At 69.8% G+C, this 6,270-nt stretch carries 4 protein-coding genes; all 4 read left to right on the top strand.

Annotated elements, in window-relative coordinates; translation table 11 throughout:
- A partial coding sequence (locus ACIRB4_RS05650) for an integrase core domain-containing protein (RefSeq protein WP_403288623.1) occupies nt 1-528 on the top strand: 528 nt, incomplete at its 5' end.
- A gap of 328 nt (nt 529-856) precedes the next feature.
- Nucleotides 857-2,842: an alpha-1,4-glucan--maltose-1-phosphate maltosyltransferase gene (locus ACIRB4_RS05645; protein ID WP_403288622.1), complete on the top strand. Its 1,986-nt coding sequence runs from the start codon at nt 857-859 to the stop codon at nt 2,840-2,842.
- On the top strand, nt 2,839-4,566 hold the full coding sequence (treS, locus tag ACIRB4_RS05640) for a maltose alpha-D-glucosyltransferase (protein ID WP_403288621.1): 1,728 nt from the start codon (nt 2,839-2,841) through the stop codon (nt 4,564-4,566). Before ACIRB4_RS05645 ends, treS begins: the two co-directional genes overlap by 4 nt.
- Nucleotides 4,567-4,807: 241 nt before the next feature.
- Nucleotides 4,808-6,157: a maltokinase gene (locus tag ACIRB4_RS05635; RefSeq protein ID WP_403288620.1), complete on the top strand. Its 1,350-nt coding sequence runs from the start codon at nt 4,808-4,810 to the stop codon at nt 6,155-6,157.
- Nucleotides 6,158-6,270: the final 113 nt, after the last annotated feature.

Here is a 6,270-nt window from a genome sequence, read left to right as displayed (position 1 = left end):
AAGAAACTCGGCAACATCCCCGACGGCGGCGGGCACAAGGCCCTCGGCCGGCAGGCCGGCCGCAAGACGCGCAAGAACGCCGGCTACAGCTACCTGCACACCGCCGTCGACGACCACTCCCGCCTGGCCTACAGCGAGATCCTCGCGGACGAGAAGAAGGAGACCGCAACCGCCTTCTGGACCCGCGCACACACCTACTTCACCAGCGTCGGGATTACCGTCGAACGCGTCCTGACCGACAACGGTGCCTGCTACAAGTCCCACACCTGGCGCGACGCGCTGGCCGCGGCAGGGATCACCCACAAGCGAACCCGGCCCTACCGGCCCCAGACCAACGGCAAGGTCGAACGCCTCAACCGCACCCTCCTCGACGAATGGGCCTACGCCCGCCCCTACCACTCAGAGCAGGAACGACGTGACGCGTTCCCGGGCTGGCTGCACTCCTACAATCACCACCGCGGACACACCGCACTCGCAGGCAAACCGCCCGCCAGCCGCGTCCCCAACCTCACAGGGCAATACAGCTAGGGCCTTTCGTTTCGGACCCGGCATGATCCAAACGAAAGGCCCTGACGCCCCTGTCCCCCTACCGGCCCCGTCCATGAGGACGGGGCCGGTTCTCGTGGCTACCGTGGGGCTTGTTCGCACGGCTACGTCCGAGTAGTTAACAAAGCGCCGGATTGCCCACCCGAAAACGGGGGGAAGGCTCCTCCGGTACACCCTCGTAGACCCGCCATCCGAGTGAACGCGGACAGGAGCGGCCATGCCCGCAACCCGCCAGCCGTCGACGGAGCTACAAAGAGCGCACCACCACCCGCACCCCCTTAAACCCTCAGGTGATGCTGTGAATCCGCTCATGGGACGAATTCCCGTACTCGACGTCCGCCCGTTGGTCGACTGCGGCCGCCGCCCGGCGAAGGCGGTGGCCGGTGAGACCTTCGAGGTGACGGCCACCGTTTTCCGCGAAGGCCACGACGCGGTCGCCGCCAATGTCGTGCTGCGCGGCCCGTCCGGGCGCCCAGGGCCCTGGACCCCGATGCGCGAACTGGCGCCCGGCACCGACCGCTGGGGCGCCGAGGTCACCCCGGACGCCGAGGGCCTGTGGACCTACACGGTCGAGGCCTGGAGCGATCCCCTGGCCACCTGGCGCCACCATGCCAGGATCAAGATTCCGGCCGGGATCGATTCGGAGCTCGTGCTCGCCGAGGGTGCGGAGCTGCACGAGCGCGCCGCGAAGGGAGTTCCGAAGAAGGGCGGGGGCCGGGAGGCGGTCCTCGCGGCCGCGGACGCGCTGCGCGACGAGTCCCGCCCGGCGGCGGCCCGGCTCGCGGCGGCGCTCGCCCCGCGGGTGACCGAGACCCTGGACCGCCACCCGTTGCGTGAAATGGTCAGCGCCTCGCCGCCGTTGCCGCTCCACGTGGAGCGCGAGCGGGCGCTGTTCGGTTCCTGGTACGAGTTCTTCCCGCGCTCGGAGGGGGTGAGGAAGGTCCGGGGCAGGACCCTTCCCGGGACGTTCCGCACCGCGGCCGAGCGGCTGCCGGCCATCGCGGCGATGGGCTTCGACGTGGTCTACCTGCCGCCGATCCACCCCATCGGCACCACGCACCGCAAGGGCCCCAACAACGCGCTGGCCGCGAGCCCGGAGGACGTCGGTGTGCCGTGGGCGATCGGCTCGCCCGAGGGCGGTCACGACGCCGTCCACCCGGACCTGGGCACGATCGAGGACTTCGACGCCTTCGTGGCCCGCGCCCGTGAGCTGCGGCTGGAGATCGCGCTGGACTTCGCCCTGCAGTGCTCCCCCGACCACCCCTGGGTGGAGAAGCACCCGGAGTGGTTCCACCACCGGCCCGACGGCTCGATCGCCTACGCCGAGAACCCGCCGAAGAAGTACCAGGACATCTATCCGATCGCCTTCGACAAGGACATGAAGGGGATCGTCGCCGAGACCGTGCGGATCCTGCGCCACTGGATGAGCCACGGGGTACGGATCTTCCGCGTCGACAACCCGCACACCAAGCCGGTGGTGTTCTGGGAGCGGGTGATCGGCGAGATCAACCGCAAGGACCCGGACGTGATCTTCCTGGCGGAGGCGTTCACCCGGCCCGCGATGATGCACACCCTCGGCGCGATCGGCTTCCAGCAGTCGTACACGTACTTCACCTGGCGGAACACCAAGCAGGAGCTGACGGAGTACCTCACCGAGCTGTCGGGCGACGCGGCCGCGTACATGCGGCCGAACTTCTTCGTGAACACGCCGGACATCCTGCACGCCTACCTCCAGACCGGGGGCCGGCCGGCCTTCGAGGTGCGGGCCGTGCTCGCGGCGACCCTGGCGCCGTCCTGGGGCATGTACGCCGGTTACGAGCTGTGCGAGGGCACCGCGCTGCGGGCCGGCAGCGAGGAGTACCTCGACTCGGAGAAGTACCAACTGCGGCCCCGGGACTGGGAGTCGGCGGAGCGTTCGGGGGCGACGATCGCCCCGCTCATCACCACGCTGAACCGGCTCAGGCGCCGGCACCCGGCCCTGCGCCGACTGCGGAACCTGCGCTTCCACTCCACCGACAACGACGCGGTGATCGCGTACAGCAAGCGGTCGGGTTCGAACACCGTTCTGGTGGTCGCCAACCTCGACCCGCACCACACCCAGGAGGCCACGGTCTCGTTGAACATGCCGGAGCTCGGCCTCGACTGGCACGAGACCGTACCGGTGCGCGACGAGCTCACCGGCGAGACCTATCACTGGGGCAGAGCCAACTATGTGCGCCTCGAGCCGGGCGTCAGGCCCGCGCACGTCCTCGCTCTGCGACCGTCCCCGCCGATCGGAGGGTCACCCACCTCATGACTGTCAACGAACCCGTCCCCGACACCTTCGAGGACACGCCCGCCAAGGACCGTGACCCGGACTGGTTCAAAAGGGCCGTCTTCTACGAAGTGCTCGTCAGGTCCTTCCAGGACAGCAATGGCGACGGCGTAGGCGACCTCAAGGGCATCACCGCCAGGCTGGACTATCTGCAGTGGCTCGGCGTCGACTGCCTGTGGCTGCCTCCGTTCTTCAAGTCGCCGCTGAGGGACGGCGGGTACGACGTCGCCGACTACACCTCCGTGCTGCCGGAGTTCGGCGACCTCGCCGACTTCGTGGAGTTCGTCGACGCGGCGCACCAGCGCGGCATGCGCGTGATCATCGACTTCGTCATGAACCACACGAGCGACCAGCACCCGTGGTTCCAGGAGTCGCGCACCGATCCGGACGGACCGTACGGCGACTACTACGTCTGGGCCGACGACGACAAGCAGTTCCAGGACGCCCGGATCATCTTCGTCGACACCGAGACCTCCAACTGGACCTTCGACCCGATCCGGAAGCAGTACTACTGGCACCGCTTCTTCTCCCACCAGCCGGATCTCAACTACGAGAACCCGGCGGTGCAGGAGGAGATCCTCTCCGCGCTGAAGTTCTGGCTGGACCTGGGCATCGACGGCTTCCGGCTCGACGCGGTGCCGTACCTGTACCAGCAGGAGGGCACCAACTGCGAGAACCTTCCGGCGACCCACGCCTTCCTCAAGCGGGTCCGCAAGGAGATCGACGACCACTACCCGGACACGGTGCTGCTCGCCGAGGCGAACCAGTGGCCCGAGGACGTCGTGGACTACTTCGGCGACTTCAGCTCGGGCGGCGACGAGTGCCACATGGCGTTCCACTTCCCGGTGATGCCGCGGATCTTCATGGCGGTACGGCGCGAGTCGCGCACCCCCGTCTCGGAGATCCTCGCCAAGACGCCGGCGATCCCGTCCCGCTGCCAGTGGGGCATCTTCCTGCGCAACCACGACGAGCTGACGCTCGAGATGGTGACGGACGAGGAACGCGACTACATGTACGCGGAGTACGCCAAGGACCCGCGGATGCGGGCCAACATCGGCATCCGCCGGCGGCTCGCCCCGCTGCTCGACAACGACCGCAACCAGATGGAGCTGTTCACGGCCCTGCTGTTCTCGCTGCCGGGTTCGCCGGTGCTGTACTACGGCGACGAGATCGGGATGGGCGACAACATCTGGCTGGGCGACCGGGACGGGGTGCGCACCCCGATGCAGTGGACGCCCGACCGGAACGCCGGTTTCTCGTCCTGCGATCCGGGCCGGCTGACCCTGCCGGCCATCATGGACCCGGTCTACGGCTACCAGGTCACGAATGTCGAGGCGGGCATGGCGTCGCCGTCCTCGCTGCTCCACTGGACGAAGCGGATGATCGAGATCCGTAAGCAGAACCGGGCCTTCGGCCTCGGCTCGTACACGGAGCTGCCCTCGTCCAACCCGGCCGTGCTCGCCTTCCTCCGGGAGTCGGCGCCGGAGGAGGGGATGGACGCCGATCTCGTCCTCTGCGTGAACAACTTCTCGCGGTTCGCCCAGCCCACGGAGCTGGATCTGCGCCAGTTCGCCGGCATGAGCCCGGTGGAGCTGATCGGTCAGGTGCGGTTCCCGGCGATCGGTCAGTGGCCGTATCTGCTGACCCTGGCCGGTCACGGCTTCTACTGGTTCCGTCTGAAGAAGGCGCTTACCACCCGCGACTGACGGGCCGCCGGACAAGTGCCCCGGGTGGGGCGGGTTTCTCCCGCGCCACCCTGGGCACTGTGACCCACAACCCCTTCAGCCCGTCCTGGGGGGAATCAGGTCCATACGGGCCTTCTTGTCGGGCCCATACGGATCTTCCCTCCCGACACGTCCCGCACATCCGGACAGCCGAAGCCGCCATCCGGGACACTCTGCGCATTTGTACTCGATTCTGCGCCCCCCGGGGAAAGGACGCGATGCCATGCCGGAGACCGCATCCACCACCCGGGCCCCGGCCGCCCTCCTCCCGTCACTCGCTCCCCTGCTCCATGAATGGCTGCCTCGGCAGCGCTGGTTCGCGGGCAAGGGGAGGCGGGTCACCGGATTCACGCTGGAAGCGGCCACCGAGCTGCTGCCGCTGGACGGCACGGGACCCGGGCTGCTGCATCTGCTGGTACGGGTCGAACAGCCGGGCCGCCCGGCCGGAACACCCGCGGACTGTTATCAACTGCTGCTCGGCGTCAGATCACAGCTGCCGCCGCGCCTCGGCCCCGCCCTGATCGGGCGGATCCGGCAGGGCCCCCTGGCGGGCCGCGCCGTCTACGAAGGGCTGCGCGACCCGCGGCTCGCCGGACTGCTCTACGAACGCCTGCGCACACCGGGCCGGATCGGGCCGCTCCGGTTCCATCGGACCGCCGAACTTCCCGCCTCCCTCGCACCGAGGGTGCTGGACGCCGAGCAGTCCAACTCCTCGCTCGTCTTTGGCGATACGTACATCCTCAAGATCTTCCGCCGGGTCAGCCCCGGCGCCAACCCGGATCTGGAGCTGCCGCTCGCCCTGGCCCGGGCGGGGTGTGCCCGGGTGCCCGCGCCGGTCGCCTGGTTCGAGTCGGGCGCCAGCACCCTCGGTGTGCTCCAGCCGTTCCTGCGGGACTCGCGGGACGGCTGGCGGCTCGCGCTCGACGCGCTCACCGAGGGGCGGGAGTTCACCACCGAGGCCCACGCGCTCGGCCGGGCCACGGCGGAGGTGCACCTCGCCCTGGCGAACGCGCTGCCCACCGAGCGGCTGCACCGCACCCGGGCCGCGCATCTGGCCGAGGCGATGGAGCAGCGTCTGCACGCGGCGGCGCAGGCGGTGCCGGGGCTGCTGCCGTACGTCCCGGGGCTGCGGGCCGTCTTCGCGGCGGCGGGCGAGACGGTCGGCGCCGGACTGCTCCAGCGCGTCCACGGCGATCTGCACCTGGGGCAGACGCTGCGGGCTGCGGACGGCGGCTGGGCGGTGATCGACTTCGAGGGGGAGCCCGCGAAGCCGCTCGACGAGCGGTGCCGGCCGCAACCGGCGGTCCGCGACGTCGCGGGCATGCTCCGCTCCTTCGACTACGCGGCCCGCACCCACCGCCCGTGGAACGCCGAGTGGGCGGCCCGCTGCCGCGCCGCCTACTGCGCGGGCTACGCCGAGGCCTCCGGCGCCGACCCCCGCTCGGACCCCGCGCTCCTGCGCGCCTACGAGACGGACAAGGCGGTCTACGAAGTCGTCTACGAAGCCCGCCACCGACCCGACTGGCTCCCGGTCCCGATGGCGGCGATCCACCGCCTCGCGGGAGCGGAATGACGGCCCGGCCCGCGAAGCGGAGGCGGTGCCTCCGCGTGGCGCGCCCGCTTGGGCCCCGTTCGGCCGAGTGTCCTGTGCGGCTCGCCGCACGTTGCGGTTGCGTGGGAACCACC

The sequence above is a fragment of the Streptomyces sp. NPDC093600 genome, from assembly GCF_044764755.1.
Taxonomy (GTDB): domain Bacteria; phylum Actinomycetota; class Actinomycetes; order Streptomycetales; family Streptomycetaceae; genus Streptomyces.
Note: the sequence above shows the minus strand (reverse complement) of the source record. Positions and strands in the feature narration are given on the sequence as shown.

Bases quoted from the DNA above. Each gene is read 5' to 3' on its own strand.
- ACIRB4_RS05645 (WP_403288622.1), top strand. From the start codon at position 857: ATGGGACGAATTCCCGTACTCGACGTCCGCCCGTTGGTCGACTGCGGC.
- treS (WP_403288621.1), top strand. From the start codon at position 2,839: ATGACTGTCAACGAACCCGTCCCCGACACCTTCGAGGACACGCCCGCC.
- ACIRB4_RS05635 (WP_403288620.1), top strand. From the start codon at position 4,808: ATGCCGGAGACCGCATCCACCACCCGGGCCCCGGCCGCCCTCCTCCCG.